Here is a 25,220-nt window from a genome sequence, read left to right as displayed (position 1 = left end):
ATGATTTTCTTTTGTAATTTTGCATTTGTATTTTACAATATTATATGGAAGATCAGTTTGATATAAGAGATTATAAGCCTACGGGAAAGGAACGTGATTTTGAGAACGCCCTCCGTCCGCTACAGTTCGAGGATTTCAGCGGGCAGGACAAGGTTGTTGATAATCTGCGTATCTTCGTGAAGGCTGCAAGGCTCAGGGCTGAGGCTCTGGACCATGTGTTGCTTCACGGACCTCCGGGATTGGGAAAGACAACATTGAGTAATATCATAGCAAACGAGCTTGGAGTAGGTTTCAAGGTTACTTCAGGGCCTGTACTTGACAAACCGGGTGATTTGGCCGGTGTGCTGACTAGTTTGGAACCCAACGATGTGTTGTTTATCGACGAGATACACCGTCTGAGTCCGGTAGTCGAGGAGTTCCTGTATTCCGCTATGGAAGACTATCGTATAGACATTATGATAGACAAAGGACCGTCGGCACGAAGCATACAGCTTGATTTGAATCCTTTTACTCTTGTAGGTGCTACTACACGCAGCGGATTGCTTACTGCACCGCTCAGAGCCAGATTCGGTATAAATCTTCATTTGGAGTATTATGATGAGAATGTTCTGTCGCGCATAGTTATGCGTTCGGCCGGTATTCTCGGGGTGACATGCGATGTTGAGGCTGCAGGTGAGATTGCATCAAGAAGCCGTGGAACTCCACGTATAGCAAATGCCTTGCTCCGACGAATACGCGATTTTGCCCAGGTGAAAGGTGACGGGCATATTGATTTGAAAATAGCCAAATATGCTCTTGAGGCTCTGAATATCGACCGCTATGGACTCGATGAGATAGACAACAAGATTCTTTGTACTATTATCGACAAGTTCAAGGGTGGTCCTGTTGGGCTTACTACCATTGCCACTGCTTTGGGAGAGGACCCGGGTACACTGGAGGAAGTATATGAGCCTTTCCTTATAAAGGAAGGTTTCCTGAAACGTACTCCGCGTGGTCGTGAAGTTACAGAATTGGCATACAAACATCTTGGAAGGAGCATCTGGCAGCAGGAGAAAACGCTTTTTGATTAGCTCTTAATTTTTAATTCTTAATTATTAATTCCCAACGTGTCACTAGTTAAAGATACAGCAATTTACGGACTGAGCAGTATAGTAGGACGTTTCCTCAACTATCTGCTCGTTCCGTTATATACGGCAGTCCTTTCGGCAGAGTCTGGGGGCTACGGAGTAGTGTCGAATGTTTATGCTTATACGGCACTTATACTTGTGTTCCTTACTTTCGGTATGGAGACAGGTTTTTTTCGTTTTGCAAACAAGTCGGAAGAGGATCCTGTAAAGGTATTCTCCAATACATCCCTTTTCGTGGGAGGACTTTCGTTGCTTTTTGTCATTCTTGGCTTGATATTTCTGGAGCCTATATCGCAATTCCTTGAATATCCCGACCACAAGGATTATGTAGGGATGATGATGGTGGTAGTGGCTCTCGATTCGTTTCTTTGTATTCCTTTTGCATGGCTCAGATATAAGAAACGGCCTATAAAGTTTGCATCAATCAAGCTTTTCAATATCATTGGCAATATTGTGCTGAACCTTTTCTTCCTTCTTCTCTGTCCATGGCTGAACGAACATGTACCTTCATTGGTCTCATGGTTCTATAATCCTGATTATCTGGTGGGCTACATATTCGTGTCGAATCTGATAATGTCGGCGGCACAGATGCTCTTCTTTATTCCGGAACTGAGACAGCTGACTTTCAAACCTGATTTTGAACTTCAGAAACGTATGTTAAGCTATTCGTTCCCGATACTTATATTTGGTGTAGTGGGAATATTGAACCAGACTGTTGACAAGATGATATATCCTTTCCTTTATGACGACCGTCAGGAGGGACTTGTACAACTGGGTATATATAGTGCCACAAGTAAGGTAGCAATGATTATGGCTATGTTTACCCAGGCTTTCAGATATGCATACGAGCCTTTCGTGTTTGGCAACAGCAATAAGAAGGACAGCACATCATCCTACGCAGGAGCTATGAAGTATTTCTTTATCTTCTCTCTTTTGGCATTTCTGGCTGTGATGTTCTATATGGATATTCTGAAATATATGGTAGCTCCGGACTATTGGGAAGGCCTTAGTGTGGTTGCCATAGTAATGGGAGCTGAAATATTGAAAGGTATTTATTTCAATCTTTCTTTTTGGTATAAGCTGATTGACGAGACACGCTGGGGAGCATATTTCTCTCTTATAGGATGTGCTGTGATACTTATACTCAATATCTGGCTGGTTCCTAAGTACGGATATCTGGCTTCGGCATGGGCATCGGTGGCAGGCTACGGACTTATCACTGTTCTGTCGTATTTCATAGGTCAGAAGAAATATCCTGTGGCTTATCCTATAAAGGATATGTTCGTCTATCTGGTTTTTGCGGCTGTGCTTTATGTAGCATCAATATACATTTATCCTGAAAATACAGTGTTGCGTATTGCTTTCCGTACATTATTACTTGTGCTGTTTGTTGCATATATCATAAAAAAAGACTTACCTTTGAGAAGTATCCCTGTTATTAACCGATTTATAAAGAAATAATTATGGAACTTAACAACAGAAAGAAGTACCTGATAAGAAAGTTTTACGATGACTATCTGGACTTGAACAAAAGTATGGAGGATGAGCAACTCACAGTTGAAAGCATCCGCAATGGAGTGGAATTCCGTGGAGCAAACCTGTGGATCCTTGTGTTTGCCACTTTTATTGCCTCTCTCGGACTGAATGTCAATTCTACTGCCGTAATCATCGGTGCCATGTTGATTTCTCCGCTTATGGGACCTATCATGGGTGTGGGACTTGCTATCGGTATCAACGATTTCGAACTTATGAAACGCTCTCTGAAGAGTTATTTCATAGCTACTGTGTTCAGTGTCACTACCGCCACAATATATTTTGCATTCACTCCGCTTGATGAAGTGCAATCGGAATTGTTGGCACGTACTTCGCCTACCATCTATGACGTATTCATAGCCCTGGTCGGTGGTCTGGCAGGTATAGTGGCTGTGGCTACAAAGGAGAAAGGTAACGTAATACCGGGTGTGGCTATCGCTACAGCTTTGATGCCGCCACTCTGTACTGCCGGATTCGGATTGGCAACCGGCAATTTGCTTTATTTTTTGGGAGCTTTCTATCTCTATTTCATCAACTCCGTGTTCATAAGCCTTGCCACTTTCCTGGGAGTACGGTTTATGAAGTTCAAGCACAAGGAGTTTGTGGATAAAAACCGTGAGAAACTGGTACGTAAGTATATCATAGCCATAACTTTGGTGACCATGTGTCCTGCGATATATCTTACATACGGTATCGTTAAGGAAACATTCTATCACAGTGCTGCAAACAATTACATATCTGAGGAACTCCAGTTCCCTAATTCACAAATCCTCAGTAGGGAAATATCTTATTCCAAACGTGAGATTAAGGTGGTGATGGTCGGCAATGAGGTGTCCGAAAGCCAGATAGCCGCTGCCGAGCAGAAGCTTGAAAAGTACAACCTCGGAAAAACCAAGCTTGTAGTATTCCAGGGAGTGAATAATGGCGAGATGGACATAAGCAATATCAAGTCGATGGTGATGGAGGACTTCTACAAGAAGAGTGAACAGAAGCTTGCTGCACAACAGCATGAAATAGATTCCCTGAAAACACAGTTGGAGCTCTATACCCGTAGCGGACAGGCTGACAGCAGATTGGCAGGAGAGATGAAAGCTTTGTTCGGTGGAGGTATCAAGTCCGTTGCACTGTCGCGCAGTATCCGTTTGGAACTTGACAGTCTCAAGCCTGACACTCTTACATTTGCTATATTGCAATGTGCCAAGAAACCATCTGCTGCTGATAAGAAACGTATGGCAGACTGGCTCAAGACACGTACCAATGCAAAGAAGCTTGAACTTATTGTAATGGAAAAATAAATAAAAAACGAAATGCGCAACTTTCAAGGCTGCGCATTTCGTTTTTTTACTAGTATGTGATTTATTTCTTCTTTTTCTTCTTTCCCATTCCGGCATCATCAAATCCCGGATTTGAAGAGTTATTGTCATGCACGAAGAACTGTTTCCAGTCATCCTTATGCTTTGGTCCGCGAGCTGAAGTATATCCGCGTTCCTCGCGGCTTGGCTTATCCTTCTTTGAAGCCTTCTTTTCTTTTGCAGGAGTTTCCTTTGTGGTTTTCTCTTTTGAAGAACCGGAATTGCGCTTCTTGCCGCTCTTATCACTTTTGCCGTTGTTCTCTCCGGCTATTTCCACTATAATTCTCTTACCTTTTAAAACAACTTTGTTAAGAGCTTTCATAACGATGTCAGCCTGCTGTTCTGCCACTTCGAAGAATGAGAAGTTCTGCATCAGGTCAATGCGTCCTATCTGTATGCGCTCTTTCTTTGTGTTGCGGTTAATCAGTTCTATGACCTGATTTGCATAGAAACCGTCAGTTTTACCCATGTTGAGGAATAGACGTGCATATCCCTTTTCTGCTTTGCGGGCTGTCTTTTCCTTGTCGCTTCCGCGATCCTTGCGGGGCTTGTCCGACTTATCTTTCTCGTTTGCCTTAGGCTGTTCGATTTCAGGTGCATTGCGGTAGTATTCCAGGAAGCGGTTGAACTCCATTGATACTACGCGCTTGATAAGGTCTTCCTTGCTCAGCCATTCGAACTTACGGTAGATGCCAGGGAGGAATGCTTCGATATCTTCCTCGTTCACCTTAACCTTTTCTATATCGTCTATAACCTTGATGAGCTGCTGTTCGCAAATCTCCTTTCCGGCTGGGAGTGTTCCTATCGTGAATTTCTTGTTGATGATACGTTCTATTTCACGCATCTTTCCCTTCTCGCGCATATTGATTATGGCGATAGAGATACCTGTCTTTCCTGCACGTCCTGTACGTCCGCTTCGGTGTGTATAGCTTTCTGTATCGTCAGGCAGGGCATAGTTGATAACGTGAGTAAGGTCGTTCACGTCAAGTCCGCGTGCTGCCACGTCAGTAGCTACAAGAAGCTGCAGATGACGCTGGCGGAATTTCTGCATCACGAGGTCACGTTGGGCCTGACTCAGTTCGCCGTGAAGAGAGTCGGCACTGTATCCGTCCTGTATCAGCTTGTCGGCTATCTCTTGAGTCTCTATTCGTGTACGGCAGAAGATGATACCGTATATCTGAGGATAGTAGTCCACGATACGTTTCAGCGCGAGATACTTGTCCTTTGCGTGTACGATATATGCTATATGGTTTACGTTCTTGCTGCCTTCGTTCTTTGTTCCTATGGTTATTTCTTTTGCGTTATGCAGGTAAGTCTTCGCAATGCGCGAGATTTCAGGACTCATTGTGGCAGAGAACATCAGAGTGTTACGGTCTTCAGGCACTTTTTCCAGTATGGCATTGATACTTTCGGTGAATCCCATGTTGAGCATCTCGTCGGCTTCGTCCATCACTACGTCTCTGATAGTTTCAAGGCGGGCCACTTTGCGCTCCATAAGGTCGATGAGTCGTCCCGGAGTAGCTACTATGATATGCACACCTTTTTTTAGGCTTCTGATTTGGCTTTCTATGGATGAACCTCCATAGACAGGTAATATCTTAAGATCTGAAATATATTTTGAATAGTCAGTAAGGTCACCTGCTATCTGCAGGCACAGTTCTCGTGTAGGGCAGAGCACCAGTGCTTGCGGTACACATTCATCAAGATTAATTTTCTGTATCAGCGGCAGACCAAATGCGGCTGTTTTTCCGGTTCCGGTTTGTGCCAGAGCCACTACGTCATTTCCGTTTCCTAATAAATACGGTATAACTTCTTCCTGTACGGGCATAGGATACTCATATCCCATTTCTTCTATCGCCCTGCGTATTTCTTCGGAAACGCCTAATTCTTCGAATGTCTTCATTTGTTGTTATTAAAATTATTCTATTTCTGATATTATCGTCTTGTCTTTTTCAAGTTGTTCTATCAACTCTTCCATTGAGGCAAACTTTATCTCCTGTCTTATTCTGCTGATAAACTCAATCCTTAAAGGATGATGATATATATCACCGCTGAAGTCGATTATATGTACTTCGATGCTTACGTTACTGCCATTGTTCAGGGTAGGGCGGTTGCCTATGTTCAGCATCCCTTTGTAAACTGTATTGTCTATTGGTACGCGTACTGCATAAACTCCGTTCTCCGGTATTAGTTTTTCCGGACATGAAGGAATGATATTTGCAGTAGGGAAGCCGATTTTCCGTCCTATCTTATGCCCGTCTGTCACTGTGCCGTCAATATAATAGTTATATCCCAGGAAGCGGTTTGCCGTAACCACATCGCCACATTTAAGTAGTTTTCTTATGGCAGATGAACTGATGAAAGTATCTGTGATGTCACATTTCAGAGGTTCGGCTTTTATTACAGACATACCAAGTTCCTGTCCGTAGCGGCAATAATCCTCGAAAGTCTCTGTGCGGTTGTGTCCGAAACGGTGGTCATAGCCTATAACCAGTGCACGTACATTGTATCTGTTGTGCAGTAGCTCCATGAACTCGCGTGCCGTAAGTTGCGAAAGTTCTTTAGTGAAAGGGAGGACTATGCAGTAATCGGAATCAAGAGAACTGATAAGTGAAGTTTTTTGTGCAGGACACGATAAGAGTTCCGGCATATAGTCTGCCTGCATAACCTGGCGTGGATGTATAGGAAAGGTGATAAGGGCACTTTTCAGACCTTTTTCATCGGCTATGTCGCGAACCTGTTTTACCAGATAGCGGTGTCCGGTGTGTACTCCGTCGAAGCATCCTATTGTTGCCGCGCATGGCTTTATGTCAGTTTTATCGTATTCTTCTATAAACTTCATTTTTATTATTTGAAAATCAGTGAGAGATCATCTCCCGGAATGTAATGTACGGTATTTATACCTACCGATTGTGCTGCGTCGCAGTTCAGTTTTGAGTCGTCTATAAACATGGTTTCTTCTGCCTTGAGTCCTGCTTCTGACAGTGCTTTCAGATAAATTGCAGTGTCCGGTTTGGCAAGGTGCATTTCATGCGAGAGAAATACTTTCTTGAAGAAATCATCAATACCCAATCCTTTGTAGCTGAATACTTTCGGTGCTACATTATCCCAATGAATTGCATTAGTGTTGCTAAGTATATACAGATTGTATTTATCCTTCAGTCTGTAAAGCAGTTCAAGTTTCTCTTCCGGAATACTGTCTATCATTGTGTTCCATATACGGTCGATTTCCTCATCTGATATATCTTTGCCTGCTCTACGGCGCAACTCATTGCGCGCATCGTCATCAGATATATTGCCAAGTTCGTATTCAAGGAAGAATCCTGTCTTGTGAGTGCCGGTTATTTCTTTATCCTCGAAACAGATTCCGGCTGCTTTGCATTCGGCTAGAAATCTGTCCAAGGTGACGTCGATAAGAACGCCACCCCAGTCAAATATTATATTTTTGATTTTTGAATTCATATTTTAAAACCTTGTTAACTTGTCAACTTGTTAACTGAAACCTTCTCAGCTATCCTTTAGAGCTCATTCTCTTGATACCTCTCCAGATTTCGCCAATCCAAAGTACAATAGAAGTTCCGCCTATAATATAAACCCAATCCATCAGCGGAAGAGCCTCGGTACGGAACACTTTGCCACCGAAGGTAACGATAATGAACTGACCTACAAGAATTATCAGTGCCACACTAAGCATACCTAGTGCATGACCTGCATCCTTGAAGATAGAATGGTTTGTCCCGAATACACTGGCATTGAACAGATTCCAGAACTGAAGCATCACGAACACGGTGAAGAATATTGTCAGGTTATGAACATCCATACCTGCGGCAGAATTGTTCATATAAGCCATTATACCCAATAATACGGCAAGGAAACATGCTCCGGTTATGAAAATATTGCTCTGCATTGCCTTGCTGATGATGAAGTCGGTACGCTTGCGAGGCTTTTCGTTCATCACGTCCATGCTTGGAGAGATTGATGCCAAAGCCATGGCAGCGAATGTATCCATAATCAGGTTCACCCAAAGCATCTGTGTAACGGTGAGCGGAAGGGCAGAACCGAAGAATGCTCCGAGGAGGACACTCAGCAATGCTACTACGTTGATAGTAAGCTGGAACACGATGAAACGCTGTATATTCTTGTAGAGCGAACGTCCCCACATCACGGCTGTAGCTATACTGTGGAACGAATCGTCGAGCAGAGTGATGTCGCTGGCCTCTTTAGCTACGGATGTACCTGTACCCATTGACAGACCAACCTGGGCATGGTTGAGGGCAGGAGCATCATTTGTACCGTCGCCTGTAACTGCCACTACCGCACCTTTCTGCTGTAGCAACTGTACCAGGCGCTGTTTGTCCATAGGACGCGCACGGCTCATCACCTTTATGTCAAGAACTCTTTCAAGAGCTTCTTCATCGCTTAATGCGGCAAAGTCGGTACCTGTGATACGGTTGCGTTCGGTGTCGTTCTCAGTCCACAAACCAATCTGACGTGCAATTTCGGTAGCTGTTCCCGGAGTATCACCGGTTACAATCTTCACACCGATACCTGCCGACTGGCATTTCTTGACAGCGTCAGGCACGTCAGGACGTATAGGGTCGCTTATTGCGAATATTCCGAGGAATGTCATGCCGCCTTCAGCCACAAGCTCAGCACAATCTTCCGATTTTCCTTCAGGGATGATTCTGTATGCAAGTCCCAGAGTACGCATAGCCTTGTTTTGGTATGCAAGGAGTTGCTCGTTGTATGCCTTGATTTTATCGTCGCTCAATGAACATTTCGACATTACAATTTCAGGAGCACCTTTTATATACAGAACACGTTTGTTCATTACAGGCGAATCAACGAGTGTGGCCATATATTTTCTCTCTGTAGAGAAAGTAAGCTGGTTTATTGTATGGGCATTTTCACGCAGTGAGATATAGTTGGCACCCTTTCCGTTGAGCCACAAGAGCAGGGCAACTTCTGTAGGATTACCCACACCCGACGGCTTTTCTCCTTCAGCCTTCTCTTCAAGGAAAGCAGTAGAGTTTACGGCAATGCTTTCTGCCACGAGTTCAGGATTTGACTCATCTACCTGAGCTTCGTGTACCTGCATCAGATTCTGAGTCAGAGTACCTGTCTTATCTGTACAAATCACAGTGATGGCACCCATAGTTTCGCATGCATGCATCTTGCGCACAAGGTTGTTGGTCTTCAGCATTCGGCGCATATTCAGCGCAAGGCTCAGTGTCACACTCATAGGAAGTCCTTCAGGCACAGCCACAACAATCAGCGTTACAGCCATCATGAAGTATTTCAGTACAATCTGAGCCACTTCAAGCCACTGCTCCCAAGTCTCTACTGTATTGGCTGTGAAATATGCATAAAGGTCCTTACCTGTGAAAATCACGAAAGTAAGTATGGCGATAGTGAAACCTACCTTACCAATCAGGTTGGCAAGTTTCTCCAGCTGTATGTTTAGAGGAGTCTTTTCGTCGCTCTGTTCTGTTGACTGACGAGCAACCTTACCGATTTCTGTAGCGTCACCCACGCGGTCAACCTTCATTGTTCCGTGTCCGTCTGTAACTGTAGTACCGCGCATTACGGCATTCGACGGATAGGTAGCCTCGTCATCAAAATGTTCAGGGTCGGTGGTCTTGTTCACCATAAGCTCACCTGTAAGGTTAGCCTCGTTCACTTGCAGTGAAACAGCTTCCACCAATGTTCCGTCGGCAGGAATCTCGTCACCTGTGTTCAGAATCACGATATCTCCGACTACGATTTCCTTTCTTGGAATCTCTTTTACCTTTCCGTTTCGAATAACGGTAACAGGAGTTTCCTCGCCTACGGCATTCAGAAGGTCGAACTTCTTGTTGGCGTCATATTCAAAATAAAATCCTATACCTGTAGCCAGAAAGATAGCGAAGAAGATGCCTATAGTTTCGGCATATTCATTCTCGATAATTGAAATAATAAGTGAAAAAACGGCAGCCACCAGCAGAACTCTGATGACAGGGTCCTGGAATTTTTCGAGATAAAGTTTCCAGATAGATGGACGTTTTGGAGGAGTAAGCAAGTTTTCCCCATATTTCTGACGGCTTGCAATAACCTCCTGGTCAGTCAGTCCGTTCAGATGATTTTCATTCATTTTCTGTGACATGTCTTTAATTTTTAATCGATTAATCGGTGCAAAAATACAACAATATCTCCGAAGTTACGGTGTCATGGGATGTAAAACTTCTTAATAGAGTATATATGAACTATTTTCATTTATATAAATTACGTATGCTTAGATGGAAATTATTGCTTTTCGCTTTTTTATGCCTTTTAAAAAACATGCACACGTTTAAAAATATTCATATCCTTGTGCCATATTACGCTGTTTTAAGATTATAAAATGACTGTCTAAAATAAAAAGTTCCATTTTTTTTTCTTCAAATGTTTGCAGAATAAAAAATAAACACTACCTTTGCATCGCAATCGAAAATAAAACGATTATCGGACTTGTAGCTCAGTTGGTTAGAGCAACAGACTCATAATCTGGAGGTCCCAGGTTCAAGCCCTGGCTGGTCCACAAATAAAAGGCTCATTTCTAACGAAATAGAGCCTTTTTTCGTGTCCAACCTCCAGATTACAAGCTGTTGCTCCTATATATTTTATGGATCAACGTAAAAACCTGAGGGATTCTGAAATTAAGCATAAATTTTCAATAATCTAAACAGAAATCAATAGAATTACACTTCATTTGCAGCATTTGTTTACTATAAATATTATCGTAATATGGGTTTAGAAGTAGCCTATAGTATGCCTTTATTCTTCAAATGGATATGTTTCGTCATAGACTTCACTTAGAAGACGATCGTTGAAAAGCCAGTGTGGCGTCGGCTGTATATGTTTGACTTTGTAGCCTTTTAGCTTAGCAGAAAGTGCACTAATAGAAGTTTCTTCTCCTTGATAACACACTTTGCGCTCTGAAAAAATGGTGACAGAAATTGATGGGTCATCTTTCCAGATGAGAATATCGCCTTTCTGCAATCCCATCTCATAGAAATTGAGCGGTGGACGTTTTGCATGTGCTTTTGTGCTGGCTGCTTTGTCTTCATCAGTGAGATCGTTTTGTATCTCATCAGTCACTTCTTCCGTTACATCTTCATGATGGAAAAGTTCGAGGATTGCTTGTGCCTGATCCACGTTAATACGGAAGAACTCACGATTCTGATTGATGCGCTGAGGGTCAAAGGCTTTATGTAGGGCTTTTTCAATTTTGAGACAATCACTTTTCTTAACCTTGCACGCAAATTTACACTCAAACGGAACAGGAACTCCTGTGGTATATAGTTCCTTCATCCGTTTATCAATGTCTTCCTGTGTGGTCATGCCTATTTTTACAAGTCCTGGCATTACAGGGTTTGTTAGAAGATAAACTATTCCGTATTCCATATCGTTTTTTTAGAAATTAGAGATTATTGTACGGTTTGTCGTTGTTTGTAATGAAATCAAGAACTCTTTCAAATTTGTACATCAGTGTTATCGTTCTTGTTGGTGAATATATGTGAGTTCATTTATTACTTCTCCTATATTTTTGATTACTGGCATTGGGGTGCTCTGGATTGGTCATTTCGAGATAGCCAGCCTCGATAAGTGACATGATGTATGTTTGGATATTTTTGCTATGGTATGTTACACCAGCCCTCTCAAGGATTTCTTTGCTGCTACGTGGCACACTACAGAAATTTACTATATCCCTCTGTTTGTTTGTTATTTTAGGACGTTTAGTGTCAGAGTCAGCATTGAAAGTGTCAGAGTCGGAATCTAAACCAGTGTCAGAGTGTCTAAGCTTAGTGTCAGAGTCAGCATTGAAAGTGTCAGAGTTGATGCCTAAGTCGGTATCAGAGTGTCCAAGTTTAGTATCTAAGTTACCATTGACTTGGCTACCCTTCGGTCTATTTATAGTAATTACAAACTCGTTAGTTCTGTCATTGTTGGTGAATGAAACTTTCATATCCTCAGATAAGGCACGAAGCATACCACTACCTGCTCCTGTGTAGGGGAGCAAATGGATGGCATTTGTGAAGAGGAACATATTGCGTGGCATGGATGTACCTACAACAATATCATCCACGCTAAGCCCATTAGGGAGAATTCCGGGGCTGTGTATCTCCACCCTGTCATCAAAGATGAATATACGGATAGGAGCAGTCGCATTCAGCGAGCGATGTACCAAAGCATTTACGGTGAACTCAACAAGGCTGATGTATGAAATCTCCAATACTCCTTGCGAGTTAAACTCTTTTCCAACTTGTATATGGCGCAAGTTCCGGGTGAAGAAATCCATAATAGTTTCAAACTGATGAAGCAGATTTCCTTCAATGTCGGCATCATTCACCTTATCGCGAAATTGTGTACCTCCAAGATTGTTGCCCACAAAACAAATGCACTTTGCTGTCATTGCAGGAAGCCAACGCTGAGTGTACTTGCCAAACAGCAACATTGCAGCCACTGTGATTTTTCCATCGGGTCGGATGAAACGTAGGTTACGCAGTAGCTTCTCCCCATCGTGCCCACTAGCGATAGCAGAACAGACTGCATCTAAAGAGGTCTCGCGGAATGCATCACCCACCAAACCTTTTCTCACCAATACTTTTTCAAACTTGTTGCTTAAAAAGATTTTGATGGTATTCTCGTCCAAGTCCTTAATCGTAGCATCCCGAACCCCAGCTTCATCAGGCGAGAAACTGCCGCAGTCGGTCATCATCTCGGCAAGTTCGGCATTATCGAACACCTTGCGCTTGTCGGCACCGTTCTTCACCCACACAATACCCCGATTGTCGTGGTAAGGCTTATTCACCCCTTCTTTAATATGAACCACAACAAGGCTTCCGCCATCCACGGAAATAGTTTCTACATCAACAAGGATGGCAGGAACAACATTCTCTGAAGCGATATTGCTAAGTGTATTAGTGGTTTCCTGTACTTCCTGATACGACAAAGGATTGATGCTACCAGTTTTGTCTTTAACGCCAACAACTAGTATACCGCCACGTGCATTGCTGAACGCAACCAGTTCGCAACCAATATCATAGTTATCAAGAAGACGCTCTTTGAACTGCACTTTACTGACCTCTCCAAGTTTTATCTGTTGGATAATATCTATTTCCTTCATTGTTCAAATGTTTTTGGTTAAGCAAACCTGCATCAATATTCAACGCCTCTGTTATACTTAGAAGGTTTCTTATATTTGGCTGCATGGTATTCGTCACATATTTGGAAACTGTACCTTTGTCTTTTCATAATTGTTCAGCCAACCGCTTATATGTTTTTGGCTCTTCGGCAAGTATATTCCTTAGCCTATTAATCATCTTTTTTCCCATAAAAAGACATCCCTTTCAATGTAAAAGTACAAATAATATATTAGAGCCACGATAGAATACATTAAAAAAGAGTGTTTTTATAATAAATAATTGATTATATCATCAACATATGACTTCATTTTATGATTTGTATGTAAAACTTTTTAAAGTAACAAAACTTTATTTTTGTCGCAAAACATAAATTATTTGCGACATATGACTTATGTAAAACAATGATCAGTATTTGATATCAACTTTTAGAATGATAATTTTACTATCACAGGATTATGGTCGGAAAGGTGTTTGTCACTTTTTGTACCCTCTTTAGGTATATAGCTGCTTTTAACCTTGATTTGTGGAGTGATGAAAATAAAGTCTATTTTATCTCTGGAGTCTGGATTTAAACGGCCGAAATTGTGGTATGAATAATTTACTCCACTTGTATTTTCAGCTTCTTTGTGTGTATCTTTCAGTACAAAACTGTTTGTTGTTAAAGTCTTGTATGCTTCAGAAAGCTCGTTTACATTGAAATCTCCGGTAAGGATTGCAGGTCTGTCGCCTACTATTTCTTTTATTTTTTCAATAATAAGCAGCGCACCTTTGCGACGTGCTTCTGTTCCGACATGGTCAAAATGAGTGTTTACAGCCATGAAAATCTTTCCGTTTTTCTTGTCTTTGATTTTTGCCCATGTGGCTATACGGGTACATGCTCCATCCCATCCTATGAATCCTACACTGTCAGGATATTGTGACAGCCAGAATGTATTATTGTCCAGTATCTCAAATCTGTCTTTTTTGAAGAATATAGGGGCATATTCGCCTTTGGTCTTGCCATCTTCTCGTCCTACACCAACTTCTGCATATTCAGGTAGTCTAGCTTTCAAGTCTTCCAATTGATTGTGCAATACTTCCTGCATACCTATAATATCCAAGTCCTGAGCATGTATAAAGCTTGCGACAGTGTCTTTGCGGTATTTCCAGTTGTTCAGACTGTCGCCTGAATGGTCAAGCCTGATATTAAATGTAGCATAGGTTATTTCAGATGGATTGTCTTTTACAGACGAACATGAGAATATTGTCAGTGTGATAAATGCTGCAAATGCATTTAGAACAAATTTTTTTGCTGTTTGTAGATGCCTTGTCATGGTATATTCTTTTTTAAGTTAACTTGTTTCTTATATTTATTTATCTTCCTTATTGGAGTTTATAGATAAAAAAAGGTGATCATTGTGATCACCTTTCTTTAGATTTATTTCTGTTGAGGTTTTCTATCGCGTTTCTTGTTGTTTTCTTCCAAACCTTCAGGCTTTGGTAATAAAACCTTGTGTGAAAGTTTGAATTTACCTGTCTTAGGATCAATTTCAAGAAGTTTTACTTCGATGTCGTCACCTTCTTTCAATCCTGATTCTTCGATAGTCTCAAGGCGTTTCCAGTCGATTTCTGAGATGTGGAGCAGACCGTCCTTTCCTGGAAGGAATTCTACGAATGCACCGTATGGCATTATAGAACGAACTTTACCTGTGTAAACTTCACCTACTTCAGGGATTGCTACTATGCCTTTTATCAGGCGAATAGCATCATCGATAGACTTCTTGTTTGTACCTGAGATTTCGATACGTCCTGCGTTGTCAACTTCTTCGATAGTGATAGTTGCACCTGTTTCTTCCTGCATTCCTTGGATAATCTTACCTCCAGGGCCGATTACAGCACCGATGAATTCTTTAGGAATTGTCATTGTTTCGATACGTGGAGCGTGTGGCTTCAATTCAGCGCGAGGTTCTGCGATACATTCTGTCAGTTTGCCAAGGATATATTCGCGACCCTGTTTTGCCTGAAGAAGCGCTTTCTCAAGGATGTCGTATGTAAGACCGTCACACTTGATATCCATCTGTGTAGCAGTGATACCCTTGCAAGTACCTGTAACCTTGAAGTCCATATCTCCCAAGTGGTCTTCGTCACCAAGAATATCTGAAAGAACAGCATATTTGTCTTCGCCGGCATTTTTGATCAATCCCATTGCAATACCTGATACCGGATTCTTGATAGGTACACCGGCATCCATAAGAGCCAATGTTCCGGCACATACTGTTGCCATTGAAGATGAACCGTTTGATTCAAGTATATCTGAAACTACACGTACGCAGTATGGATAATCTGCTGGTATCTGTCCTTTCAAAGCACGCCATGCCAAGTGGCCGTGACCGATTTCACGACGTCCTACACCGCGCTGTGCCTTAGCCTCACCTGTAGAGAATGGAGGGAAGTTATAATGAAGAAGGAAACGTTCCTTGTGCTGGTCAAGTACGTCGTCAACTACTTTTTCGTCAAGTTTTGTACCGAGAGTTACAGTACTCAAAGACTGAGTTTCACCACGTGTGAAGATTGATGAACCGTGAGGACCAGGCAGTGGGCTAACTTCGCACCAGATAGGACGGATTTCTGTAGTAGTACGTCCGTCAAGACGTTTGCCTTCGTCAAGGATGCAACGGCGCATAGCTTCTTTTTCTACGTCGTGATAGTAACGGTCTATCATTGCACCTTTTTCTTCAAGTTCTTCTTCTGTGAACTGTGCTTTGAATTCTTCGCAAACAGCATCGAATGCATCACCACGTTCGTGCTTGTTTCTGTTGCCTGAAGCTGCTATAGCGTAAGCTTTTTCGTAGCATGCGTCGTGAACTGCTTTACGGAGTTCTTCGTCGTTTTCTTCGTGGCAATATTCACGTTTAACTGTAGTGCCTACTTCTTCCATAAGCTCCATCTGAGCTTTGCAGTGAACCTTGATAGCTTCGTGTGCGAATTTCATTGCTTCAAGAAGGTCTTGTTCTGAAACTTCTTCCATTTCGCCTTCCACCATCATGATATTTTCGTAAGTAGCTGCTACCATAAGATCCATATCAGCCTTTTCAAGTGCTTCGAATGTAGGATTGATAACAAACTTACCGTCAATACGTGCTACACGAACTTCTGAAATAGGACCACCGAAAGGTATGTCTGAAACAGCAAGTGCTGCCGAAGCTGCAAGTCCTGCAAGTGCATCAGGCATATCAACACCATCTGCAGAAAAGAGTGTGATGTTTACATATACCTCTGCATGATAATTATCAGGGAAAAGAGGACGTAATGCGCGGTCAACAAGACGGCAAGTCAAAATTTCATAGTCAGATGCCTTGCCTTCGCGTTTAGTGAAACCGCCAGGGAAACGTCCGAATGCTGAATATTTTTCTTTGTACTCTACCTGTAAAGGCATAAAATCTGTTCCGGGAACTGCATCTTTTGCTGCACAAACAGTAGCTAGCAACATGGTGTTACCCATGCGTAGCATAACAGCACCATCTGCCTGTTTTGCTAGCTTTCCCGTTTCGAGTGTGATGGTTCTGCCATCTCCAAGCTCGATCGTCTTAACAATTGGATTGATCATAAAAATTGATTTAATATAGTTTTTTCGTCAAAATATGCGCAAAGATATACATTTTATCGCAGTAAACAGGTGAAACTGAGGTGAAACTTTCATAAAATACTATTTTTTTGTAGCTTATTACTAAGAAGAAGTAAAAAAACTTTGTCAAATCGTTTAAAACAGTAACTTTGCATCGCAAAAATAAAGATTAAACATTTTTTGAAATAAACAATATGAGCAAAAAAAGCTATATTGCTGCCGTCCTTATTTCTGCAGGATTTGCAGCATGTAATCGTGGTCCCGTTTTTAATGTTGAGGGTGAAATTTCGGGCGCAGAAGGTAAGATGTTGTATATTGAACATTCTTCGATAGAAGGCGTTGTAGGATTGGATTCTACAAAATTAAGCGGCGATGGCCGATACCATTTTTCAGAAGCCAGACCTGAAGCTCCGGATTTCTATCGTTTGAGAGTTGACGACAGAATTATAAATTTTGTTGTAGATTCAACAGAGACGGTAAACATCAGTTCGGATTATAACACTTTTTCTTCGGGATATTCTGTAACCGGTTCTGAAAGTAATGTAAAGATAAAGGAACTTTCATTGCTTCAGGCAGAACTTCAGGCTAAGGTAAATGAACTTAATAAATCCGGAATGCCTGCCGGACTTGCTCAGGACAGTCTGTTCCGTATGATTGAAAGCTACAAGAATGATGTAAAACGTAATTACATCTATAAGGAACCGGACAAGGCTTCATCTTATTTTGCTCTTTTCCAGCAGTTGAATGGATTTATGATATTCAATCCGCTGTCAAATAAGGAAGATGTGAAATGTTTTGCTGCTGTGGCTACAAGCCTGAACCATAACTATCCGCACGCCGACCGTTCAAGAAATCTTTATAATATGGTTATCAAGGGTATGAAGAATACTCGCGCTCCTCAGACAAAACCTTTGGAAATATCTGAGGATATGATAAATGAGACATCAATAATAGATATTCCTTTGAAAGATATAAACGGCGAGACAAAACATCTTACAGACTATAAAGGTAAGGTCGTGCTTATAGATTTCACGGCATACGGCACTCCAAGTTCTGGAGCAAGAACTTTGGCGCTTAGAGAATTGTATAATAAATATTCTTCACAAGGTCTGGTGATATATCAGGTTTCGCTTGATACGGACGAGCATTTCTGGAAAACGGCATGCGACAACCTTCCATGGGTATGCGTACGCGATCCGCAAGGACCTTATTCAACTTATGTCAGCATATATGGTGTAACGGCATTGCCTACAGCATTCCTTGTCAACAGAAACAATGAACTGGTGCTTAGGCTGAATGAAAAATCGGATATTGAAGCCGAAATCAAGAAATTGCTCTAACATGTTTAATAGCATGTAAAAATAGAATACTTATTTGCTTGACTTATAAGAAAAAAGCTTATCTTTGCACACAGAATATAAGACAAAGGGTTCCGGCATAGTTGAACATGTCGGAATTCTTTTTTGTTTTATGTCAAATGAGATAATTATTAATAACGAAATATTTTAGGAGGAAAATTATTATGGCTTATATGTCAGAAGAAGGCTATCAGAAACTTTTGGCCGAACTAAAACATCTGGAGGCTGTTGAGCGTCCGAGAATTGTTGCAGCTATCGCTGAAGCACGTGATAAGGGTGACTTGTCGGAAAATGCAGAATATGATGCAGCCAAAGAAGCTCAGGGATTGTTGGAAATGAAAATCAACCAGCTTAAAGCGACTATCGGTGATGCCAAGATTATCGATACATCAAAGATGAAAGCTGATACAGTCCAGATTCTTACACGTGTTGAGCTGAAGAATGTCAAGAACAACATGAAGATGGCCTATACAATTGTATCGGAGAGCGAAGCAAACCTTAAAGAAGGAAAGATTTCTGTTACTACACCTATTGCACAGGGCTTGTTGGGCAAGAAAGTTGGTGATATAGCGGAAATTACTATACCTCAGGGTAAAATCAGTCTTGAAATTTTAAGTATATCATTTTAATAGTTAAGGCAGGTCTGTTTTGTGCAGGCTTGCCTTATTTAATATCCAATAATATATGGCAACAATATTCAGTAAAATCATTGCAGGAGAGATTCCAAGTTACAAAGTAGCAGAGGATGAAAAATTTTATGCTTTTCTTGACATCAATCCGTTAGTCAAAGGACATACATTGGTTGTCCCTAAGAGAGAAGTTGATTATATATTCGACCTTGAAGACAGCGAATTGGCTGAAATGCATGTCTTTGCCAAGAAGGTGGCGTTGGCAATACAGAAGGCATTCCCGTGCAAGAAGGTTGGAGAGGCAGTTATCGGTTTGGAAGTGCCACATGCACACATTCACCTTATTCCTATACAAAAGGAATCGGATATGCTTTTCTCAAATCCTAAACTGTCGCTTACTTCAGAAGAGTTTGTGTCTATCGCAAATGCAATAAACAAGGCATGGACTGAAGCTCAGAAATAATTTTCCTAATATATAAGCATTAAAAGCCATCCGAATAGATGGCTTTTTTTATTTGTTATCATTAAATTTGTAATCTGTTAATGTGGAAAACCTGTTTTTATGAATAAAAGAATCTTCAGTGGAATATTATTGCTGTTTATTGCAGTGACTGTCATGGCCCAGAACTATCAGATAAAAGGAACGGTAATCAGCAAGACCACTCACGAACCATTGGAATTTGTGAATGTACTTGTAGTAGGCCTTAATATAGGTGCATCGACAGATGTCAACGGAAATTTTACCATTAATTCAGTTCCTCCTGGAATATATCAGCTCAGAGCTTCCACCATCGGTTATAAAACTGTTTTTACCGAAGAATACAGAGTCAATCATATTACACCGCACATAAATATAGAGATGGAGGAGGAAAGTACTTCCATATCGGAAGTTACTGTTACGGCCTCACCTTTCAGAAGAGTGGCAGAAAGCCCTGTCAGCCTTAGAGTTATAGGTCTTCAGGAGATAGAAAAGGCTCCAGGAGCAAACCGTGATATATCTCGCGTGGTTCAGAACTATCCGGGAGTGGCGTTCTCGCCTATAGGATATAGAAATGACCTCATAGTGCGTGGTGGAGGCCCTTCTGAAAACAGGTTTTATCTGGATGGAGTGGAAATACCTAACATAAACCATTTTAGTACTCAGGGCGCATCCGGCGGTCCTGTAGGACTGATTGATGCAGACCTGATACGTAATGTGAAATTTTATAGCGGCGCTTTCCCTGCACACAGAGGAAACGCGCTTAGTTCTGTGCTCGACTTCAGCCTTCGTGATGGAAGCATGGAGCGCAATTCATTGAAAGCCACTTTGGGAGCTTCCGAAGTTTCTCTCAGTTCGAACGGCCACATAGGCGATAAGACTTCTTATCTTGTATCAGTGCGCCAGTCATATCTTCAGATGTTGTTCAAGGTTTTGGGCCTTCCTTTTCTTCCGGCATATACAGATGCTTCGTTCAAGATAAAGACAAGATTTAATGATAAGAACGAGCTTACCGTTCTTGGGCTTGGAGGTCTTGACCGCATGAAGCTTAATATGGATATTGACGGCGACTATGCTGAATATCTGTTGAGCTATCTTCCTACCATAGAGCAGGAAACATTCACTCTTGGAGGTGTTTACCGTCATTATGCGGGAAATCATGTACAGTCGGTGACTTTGAGTCACAGCTATCTGCATAACCGTAATTACAAGTATCAGGACAATGATGACAGCAATCCCGATAATCTGAATCTGGATCTGGGCTCGGTGGAGCAGGAAACAAAACTTAGAGTGGAGAATACATCCGAATGGGATTCATGGAAAATGAATGCAGGTTTCGAACTGAATTATACACATTATACTAATGATACATATCAGAAGATTTTTACCGATGTACTGCGTGAGTTCAATTACGATACCCGTCTCAATATGTTGCGATGGGGAATATATGCATCAGCCGATTATACCTCATTCGATGACAGGTTTACAGCTTCTTTAGGAGTACGTACCGACGGAAATAACTATAGCGACAAGATGAAGGAACTCTGGAGACAGCTGTCGCCACGTCTTTCCGTATCTTATCGTCTTATAGACGGTCTTTACCTGAGCGGTCACATGGGGCTTTATTATCAGCTGCCTGCATATACAGCCTTGGGATATAAGAATAATGAAGACGTATATGTGAATAAGGACCTGGACTATACATCTGTCACTCAGGAAAGTTTGGGACTGACATGGAATCCTACCGAAACAATGGAAGTATCGGCAGAAGGTTTCTACAAGAAATATAACAACATGCCTCTTTCTGTTGCCGACAATATACCTTTGTCGTGCAAAGGAAACGATTACGGCGTTATCGGTAATGAACCACTTGTGTCTGAAGCGGAAGGACGTTCTTATGGTGTCGAAATAATGTTCAAATGGCTGTTGGCAAAGAAACTTAATCTTTCTTCATCATTGACACTTTTCAGAAGTGAGTTCAAATCGGGTGCAGATGATAAATATGTAGCATCGGCATGGGACAATAGGTTTATCTTCAATATGAGCGGTACATACAATTTGCCTAAGAACTGGAGTGTAGGTATGCGTGTATGTGCCATAGGCGGTTCTCCTTATACCCCATACGATAAGGAAAAATCTTCTCTTATAGAAGCATGGAATGTGCAGGGACGTGCTTACTATGACTACAGCCGTTATAACATGGAGCGTCTTCCGGCTTTCGGTCAGCTTGATGTCAGAGTTGACAAGACATTCTATCTGAAGAAATGTATGCTAGGCTTTTATCTCGACATACAGAACATCACTGCAAGCAAATTACGTCAGCCTGATGCTCTTATGAGTACGGGAGTAGAGGATCCAGAGCGTCCAGGACACTATATAATGAAAAATATCAAGATGGAAAGTGGAACCCTGCTTCCTACCATTGGTATCACGTTTGAATATTGATTTATCCTTCGATGAGGCAACATCAGAAGATGGCTTCCGAATTGACGGAATATTTGAGAAAACTTATGAACTGGTAAACAAAAGTCTATTAGCTTAATTCCGAACTTGGAATGACCGTTTATGTCAGTATTTAAGCATTTTTATTGTCCGAAAAAAATGTGCGCACATTTTACTTGAAACGTACGCACGTTTTGAATCGAATGGACGCACGCTTTGAATCGAATGTGCGCACGCTTAGATTACAGTACGTTTTTTGCGATAATTGTCTCTGAATTCTTTAGGAGAGCAATTCTTTTTCTTCTTGAATATACGGTTGAAGTTTGATAAATTATTGAAACCGCATTCATAGCAAATCTCAGCTATATTCATGGTTGAATCCACCAGAAGACGTGTGGCATGTCCCAAACGTAAGTCTATTATATATTCAGACAGGTTTTTGCCGGTACGAAGTTTGAAAAAGCGGCTGAAAGAAACTTCTGTCATTCCTACCATATCTGCCAGTTGTTCCAGCCTGATTTCTTCACGATAATGTTTGTTTATATAACTCTGGACTTTCTGTACTCTTCTGCTGTCCGAATGTACCTCTATTCTTGCGAACGAGGAACTTGATAATGTGCGGGCCTGCTCCGTAAACTGAGACAGTTCGTATAGCAGGGTCAGAAAGTTAATAACCGCATAAAAACCTTTCATCTCTGGAAGCTTGTCTATTAATGAGTAAGTTTTCATTATGGCATCAATAGGAAAGCTTATTCCGTTCTTGGCTTTCTCCAGCATTTTATGAATGGAGTCAAACTGGTTCTTGTCTATAAGACCATTGATAAAGGTAGGGACAAACTGGATTGTTATTTCCCTGATATTCTTTGATGTGCATTTGCCCTGTTCCCACACATGCTCCAGATCGGGATTTGTTATCAAGACCAAATCATAATCTCCAATCTCTTCGGAGGAATCTCCAACAATACGACGTACTCCCGGAGCATGTTCCACAAAGTTCAGTTCGAACTCCTTATGTGAATGCATCGGATATGTGAATCCTTCTTTGTGGCGGTCTGCTATATAAAAGCAGTCTTTATCGGATAGTGGTGTTATTTCGCGTATAAAACTTTCGCTGTTTTGTTTCTCCATAATATTTAATTTTTTCAGTCCGTACAAATATACGTAATAAAATATAATAACAAAACTTGAAATAAGTTTTCTATCAAAATATGATAAAACAGTATTATTCAAAATCAAAAGTAAGGCTTATTTTTGCGGTAAATAAAATAATTTTGTTACTAAAAAACGATGAAAAGCATGAAAATGAAACAATTTCTTCTTTTGGCGGGTGCATCTATACTTGCAACAAACACGTTATTTGCACAAAATATTTGTATTTCCACTCCTAATACATCTTTAGTTCTGAAAGCGCAAAAAGGTGGAGAATTGAAATACCTTTATTATGGAAATAAACTTAGTGGAACAGATCTGGAGAATATAGAGCAAGGCAGTAACTGCAATCATAATGCATATCCGGTATATGGTATGTATTGTCCGGGAGAAGTGGCACTGTCTGTCAAACATGCCGATGGAAATATGTCAACACAAATGAGTGTTGTGGATGTTGACACATATAAGGATGAACAGACTACAGTTACCAGTGTGAAATTGAAGGATAATGTCTATCCGTTCTATGTTGATGTGTATTATAAGGCCTATTCGGATGTGGATATGATAGAAACATGGACCGAAATAAGTCATACGGAAAAGAAACCTGTTTTGCTTACTCAATATTCATCAGCATATCTTCCTATACGTAGAGGAAATGTATGGCTTTCTCATCTCAGCGGCTCATGGGCTAACGAAGGTCAGCTGGTGCAGGAACCTCTGGAACCGGGTATGACTGTAATAAAGAATAAGGACGGAGTAAGAAATTCACATACATCGCATGCGGAAGTTATGTTTTCGCTCGACGGTAAACCGCAGGAAAACGAGGGGAGAGTTATCGGAGCAGCCCTTTGTTATACAGGTAACTATAAATTAAGAATAGATACAGACGACAGCGATTATCATCAGTTCTATGCCGGTATCAACGAAGAGAATTCATCGTATAGCCTGGATAAGAAAGAGGTATTCAGAACTCCTGTGCTGGCTCTTACATATAGTAATGAGGGATTAAGTGGAGCAAGCAGAAACTTCCATAAGTGGGGAAGAATATATAAACTGGCTCATGGAGACAAGGAACGCGATATCCTTCTGAACAGCTGGGAAGGTGTATATTTCGATATAAACCAGAAAGGAATGGACCAGATGATGGAAGATATATCTTCAATGGGAGGCGAGCTTTTCGTGATGGATGACGGATGGTTCGGCGACAAATATCCTCGTAACAACGACAGCTCCTCGCTTGGCGACTGGGTGGTTGATGAGAAAAAACTTCCTGAAGGAATAGATGGGCTTATCCGTGATGCCAAGAAGCACGGCATAAAGTTTGGTATATGGATAGAACCAGAAATGGCAAATACCACAAGCGAACTTTATGAAAAACATCCCGAATGGATTATTAAATCCCCACAGCGTGACCCGGTGTTGGGACGTGGAGGAACACAGGTAGTGCTTGATCTGGCCAATCCTGAGGTACAGGACTTCGCGTTTGATATAGTTGACAATCTGATGATAGAGCACCCTAAGATAGCATATATTAAATGGGATGCCAATATGGCTATAATGAATCATGGCTCAAATTATCTGACAAAGGACAATCAGAGCCACATGTATATAGAATATCACAGGGGATTTGAAAAAATATGCCAGAGAATCAGAGAAAAATATCCGGATTTGGTTATCCAGGCCTGTGCAAGTGGTGGCGGACGTGCAAATTATGGCTATCTCCCGTATTTTGACGAGTTTTGGGTGAGCGACAATACAGATGCCTTGCAGAGAATATACATGCAGTGGGGTACATCATATTTCTTCCCTGCCATCGCTATGGCGTCTCATATAAGTGCGGCTCCAAATCACCAGACATTCCGTACTATTCCATTGAAATATCGTATAGATGTTGCCATGAGCGGAAGATTGGGAATGGAAATCCAGCCTAAGAATATGACTGACGAAGAAAAGAATTTGTGCCGTAAGGCAATAGCCGACTATAAGAGGATACGTCCTGTTGTACAGTTTGGTGATATATATCGTTTGATGTCTCCGTACGATAAACTTGGAGTGGCATCTTTGATGTATGTTAGTCACGTAAAAGATAAGGCTGTGTTCTATTGGTGGAAAACCGAGCACTTTGTAAATCAGCATTTGCCTAGAGTCACAATGGCAGGACTTGATCCTGAAAAGAAATACAAGGTTATGGAACTTAACCGTATAGACAATGTTCCGTTGGAATTCGAAGGAAAAATATTCAGTGGTGCATATCTGATGGCCAACGGCTTGGAAATACCTTATAATCATAAGGTTGACTATCATAAGCAGAATGACTATTCAAGTAGAGTCCTTTATCTGGAGGAAGTAAAATAATTTTTTTTGATTAAGACTTATACATAGGT

Annotated in this window: 17 protein-coding genes and 1 tRNA gene; 9 read left to right on the top strand and 9 right to left on the bottom strand. The window is 41.4% G+C overall.

Going from position 1 to position 25,220, the window contains the following annotated elements; translation table 11 throughout:
- Positions 1–44: 44 nt before the first annotated feature.
- The 3 genes from ruvB to OCV82_RS13200 are packed head-to-tail and all read left to right on the top strand — an operon-like array spanning position 45 to position 3,955.
- Positions 45–1,070, top strand: coding sequence for a Holliday junction branch migration DNA helicase RuvB (gene ruvB / locus OCV82_RS13210; RefSeq protein ID WP_154044833.1), 1,026 nt, complete (start codon positions 45–47; stop codon positions 1,068–1,070).
- Positions 1,071–1,106: 36 nt separating this feature from the next.
- Positions 1,107–2,588, top strand: coding sequence for an oligosaccharide flippase family protein (locus OCV82_RS13205; protein WP_262543708.1), 1,482 nt, complete (start codon positions 1,107–1,109; stop codon positions 2,586–2,588).
- A 2-nt stretch (positions 2,589–2,590) separates the two neighbouring features.
- On the top strand, positions 2,591–3,955 hold the full coding sequence (locus OCV82_RS13200) for a TIGR00341 family protein (RefSeq protein WP_154044831.1): 1,365 nt from the start codon (positions 2,591–2,593) through the stop codon (positions 3,953–3,955).
- Positions 3,956–4,016: 61 nt separating this feature from the next.
- On the opposite strand, the gene OCV82_RS13195 is transcribed toward OCV82_RS13200, so the two are convergent.
- The 4 genes from OCV82_RS13195 to OCV82_RS13180 are packed head-to-tail and all read right to left on the bottom strand — an operon-like array spanning position 4,017 to position 10,154.
- Positions 4,017–5,915: a DEAD/DEAH box helicase gene (locus tag OCV82_RS13195; RefSeq protein ID WP_154044830.1), complete on the bottom strand. Its 1,899-nt coding sequence runs from the start codon at positions 5,913–5,915 to the stop codon at positions 4,017–4,019.
- Positions 5,916–5,930: 15 nt separating this feature from the next.
- A complete protein-coding gene (locus OCV82_RS13190) occupies positions 5,931–6,854 on the bottom strand; it encodes a bifunctional riboflavin kinase/FAD synthetase (RefSeq protein WP_154044829.1) in 924 nt (307 codons plus the stop codon).
- Between the two features lie 5 nt (positions 6,855–6,859).
- Positions 6,860–7,474: an HAD family hydrolase gene (locus OCV82_RS13185; protein ID WP_154044828.1), complete on the bottom strand. Its 615-nt coding sequence runs from the start codon at positions 7,472–7,474 to the stop codon at positions 6,860–6,862.
- Positions 7,475–7,523: 49 nt separating this feature from the next.
- Positions 7,524–10,154: a calcium-translocating P-type ATPase, PMCA-type gene (locus OCV82_RS13180; protein ID WP_154044827.1), complete on the bottom strand. Its 2,631-nt coding sequence runs from the start codon at positions 10,152–10,154 to the stop codon at positions 7,524–7,526.
- A 340-nt stretch (positions 10,155–10,494) separates the two neighbouring features.
- Between OCV82_RS13180 and OCV82_RS13175 the strand changes: the two genes are divergently transcribed.
- Positions 10,495–10,568, top strand: a tRNA-Ile gene (locus OCV82_RS13175).
- A gap of 236 nt (positions 10,569–10,804) precedes the next feature.
- On the opposite strand, the gene OCV82_RS13170 is transcribed toward OCV82_RS13175, so the two are convergent.
- The 4 genes from OCV82_RS13170 to pnp form a co-directional block, all read right to left on the bottom strand.
- Entirely contained in the window at positions 10,805–11,434 is a 630-nt protein-coding gene (locus OCV82_RS13170) for a GIY-YIG nuclease family protein (protein WP_154044826.1), read from the bottom strand.
- A 118-nt stretch (positions 11,435–11,552) separates the two neighbouring features.
- Positions 11,553–13,157: an RNA-binding domain-containing protein gene (locus OCV82_RS13165; RefSeq protein WP_154044825.1), complete on the bottom strand. Its 1,605-nt coding sequence runs from the start codon at positions 13,155–13,157 to the stop codon at positions 11,553–11,555.
- A gap of 444 nt (positions 13,158–13,601) precedes the next feature.
- Positions 13,602–14,489, bottom strand: coding sequence for an endonuclease/exonuclease/phosphatase family protein (locus OCV82_RS13155; protein ID WP_154044824.1), 888 nt, complete (start codon positions 14,487–14,489; stop codon positions 13,602–13,604).
- 104 nt (positions 14,490–14,593) lie between these two features.
- Complete coding sequence (gene pnp / locus OCV82_RS13150; RefSeq protein WP_154044823.1) at positions 14,594–16,762, bottom strand: polyribonucleotide nucleotidyltransferase; 2,169 nt, start codon at positions 16,760–16,762, stop codon at positions 14,594–14,596.
- A gap of 212 nt (positions 16,763–16,974) precedes the next feature.
- On the opposite strand from pnp, the gene OCV82_RS13145 reads away from it, so the two are divergent.
- The 4 genes from OCV82_RS13145 to OCV82_RS13130 all read left to right on the top strand — a co-directional run bounded on the left by OCV82_RS13145 (position 16,975) and on the right by OCV82_RS13130 (position 21,690).
- On the top strand, positions 16,975–18,120 hold the full coding sequence (locus OCV82_RS13145; protein WP_154044822.1) for a TlpA disulfide reductase family protein: 1,146 nt from the start codon (positions 16,975–16,977) through the stop codon (positions 18,118–18,120).
- Between the two features lie 182 nt (positions 18,121–18,302).
- Positions 18,303–18,767 carry a transcription elongation factor GreA gene (gene greA / locus OCV82_RS13140; RefSeq protein WP_154044821.1) on the top strand — a complete coding sequence of 155 codons (465 nt, stop codon included), beginning with the start codon at positions 18,303–18,305 and terminating at the stop codon, positions 18,765–18,767.
- Between the two features lie 55 nt (positions 18,768–18,822).
- On the top strand, positions 18,823–19,230 hold the full coding sequence (locus OCV82_RS13135; protein WP_154044820.1) for an HIT family protein: 408 nt from the start codon (positions 18,823–18,825) through the stop codon (positions 19,228–19,230).
- 99 nt (positions 19,231–19,329) lie between these two features.
- Positions 19,330–21,690, top strand: coding sequence for a TonB-dependent receptor (locus OCV82_RS13130; RefSeq protein WP_154044819.1), 2,361 nt, complete (start codon positions 19,330–19,332; stop codon positions 21,688–21,690).
- Between the two features lie 234 nt (positions 21,691–21,924).
- On the opposite strand, the gene OCV82_RS13125 is transcribed toward OCV82_RS13130, so the two are convergent.
- Positions 21,925–22,815: an AraC family transcriptional regulator gene (locus tag OCV82_RS13125; RefSeq protein ID WP_154044818.1), complete on the bottom strand. Its 891-nt coding sequence runs from the start codon at positions 22,813–22,815 to the stop codon at positions 21,925–21,927.
- A gap of 168 nt (positions 22,816–22,983) precedes the next feature.
- On the opposite strand from OCV82_RS13125, the gene OCV82_RS13120 reads away from it, so the two are divergent.
- Entirely contained in the window at positions 22,984–25,191 is a 2,208-nt protein-coding gene (locus OCV82_RS13120) for an alpha-galactosidase (protein ID WP_154044817.1), read from the top strand.
- Positions 25,192–25,220 lie beyond the last annotated feature (29 nt).

The sequence above is a fragment of the Bacteroides cellulolyticus genome, from assembly GCF_025567135.1.
Taxonomy (GTDB): domain Bacteria; phylum Bacteroidota; class Bacteroidia; order Bacteroidales; family Bacteroidaceae; genus Phocaeicola; species Phocaeicola cellulolyticus.
Note: the sequence above shows the minus strand (reverse complement) of the source record. Positions and strands in the feature narration are given on the sequence as shown.